This window comes from Lysobacter sp. 1R34A, assembly GCF_051217035.1.
Classification (GTDB): Bacteria; Pseudomonadota; Gammaproteobacteria; order Xanthomonadales; family Xanthomonadaceae; genus Lysobacter.
The window spans coordinates 1-1,755 of sequence record NZ_JBPKJP010000198.1 but is presented as its reverse complement, the minus strand read 5'-3'; the positions used below and the strand labels follow the sequence as shown (position 1 = coordinate 1,755).

1 protein-coding gene is annotated in these 1,755 nt (G+C 71.6%); it reads right to left on the bottom strand.

The window, feature by feature from the left end; all coding sequences use genetic code 11:
- A partial coding sequence (locus ACSAMQ_RS20485) for a condensation domain-containing protein (protein WP_435397424.1) occupies positions 1-1,755 on the bottom strand: 1,755 nt, incomplete at both ends.

The following is a 1,755-nucleotide window of genomic DNA, read 5'->3' as shown; positions in this document are numbered from 1 at the left end:
TAACGCGCGATCAGCGCGCTCGCGGCGGCCGGATCGGCCGCGGCCAACGCCGGCGACACACGCAGGGCCAGGATCTGGGCGCCGTCGCGGCGGTACGCGGCGACGGTCAGCGGCGCATCGGTGGCGCCGATCTGGCTCAGCGCGACATCGATGCAGCCCTGCTCGTCGTGGCCGGCGGCGAAGGCCGGGCTCAGCAACTGCAGGGCCGGGCCGGCGACACCGGCGCCCAGGGCGCGCAGCACCACCTCGGTCGCGGCGGCATCGAGCGCGGCGGCGTCGAGTGCGGCGTCGAAGCGCAGCAGCGCATGCGCAGCGCCGTCCTGGCCGTGATCGAACACCGGCAGGCCGTGCGTCGGCAGCGGTGCGATGGCGGCGTCGAAATCGGCGGTCATCGCCTCCAGCGCCTCGACATAGCTGCGCAGCAGCGCGTCGATGTGGATCGGTTGCAGGTTCAGGCGCGCATCGAGGATCACGGTGTAGCCGTCCTCGCGGTTGCCGTTGGCGTGCAGCGACAGGCCGAAGTTGACCTCTTCGAACAACTCGCCTTCGCGCACCCGCAGCGAGGCTTCGCGAGTCAGCGGGTTGGAGACGCGGAAATTGGTGTAGGTGAACAGTGAATCGACCGCGAGCGCGGGATGGCGCTGCAGGATCGAGGCCAGCGGATAGCGGCGGTGAGCGCGGCTGGCGCTCTCGGCCTCGTGCACGGCCGCGGCCAGCTCGCGCCAGCGCTTGCCGCCCAGGTCGACGGTCTGCGGCAGGACGTTGAGGAACAGGCCGAGCACGTTCTCGGCGCCGCGCGCTTCCAGGCGACCGTTGTCGGTCTGGCCGGTGACCACGCGGTCGCTGCCGATCATCGCCCGCAGGGTGCAGGCATGCGCCATGAACAACAAGGTGCGCACCGCCACGCCTTCGCGCGCGGCCAGTTCGTCCAGGCGCGCGGCCAGGGCCGCCTCGAGACGGATCTCGCGATGCTCGCGCGCCGGCGCGGACGCAGCGACCGCGACCAGGCGGCCTTCGCCGGCACTGCGGCCGGCCGCGTCCCAGAACGCGCGGTTGGCCGGGTCGGCCTGTTCCAGCGCGAGTCGGGCGACGTAGTCGGCGAAGCGCGAACGGCCGCTGTCGAAGCTAGGCGCCGTCTCGGCGCCGGACTGGTAGGCGCGATAGCACTCGAACACCTGGCGCTGCAGGGTCGCCATGCTCCAGCCGTCGAGGATGGCGTGGTGGGCGTCGATCACCAACTGGATGCAGTGCTCGGCTTTGCGCAGCACGGTGAAGCGGATCAGGCTCGGCCCTTCCAGGGCGAAGCCCTTGGCCTTGATCGCGGCGATCGCGAGCGCGACTTCGCGCGCCTGGGCCGGCTCGTCGAGCCCGCGCAGGTCGGCCTGGTCGATGTTCGGCGCGACCTGCGCGTGCACCAGTTGCAACGGCACCGAGTAACGGCCGAGCTCGAAGCCGGTGCGCAGCACCGGATTGCGGGCGACGACGTCGCCGATCGCGCGCACGAAGGCCTGCGGGTCGAAGGCGTCGAAGCGGAGTTCGAACGAGAATACGTCGTGATAGGTCGAGCCGCTGTTGCTGGACAGATCGCTGTCGAGCAGGCCGTGGAAGATCATGCCGTGCTGCAGCGAGGTGACCGGATAGGCGTCCTCCAGGCCGTCCGGCAACAGGGCGCGGTCGGCCTCGGACAGCAGCGCGAACGGCGCCAGCCCGGCATCCGCGGCGACGGCGCCGTCGGCGGCGCCTTCGTCGCCGGCC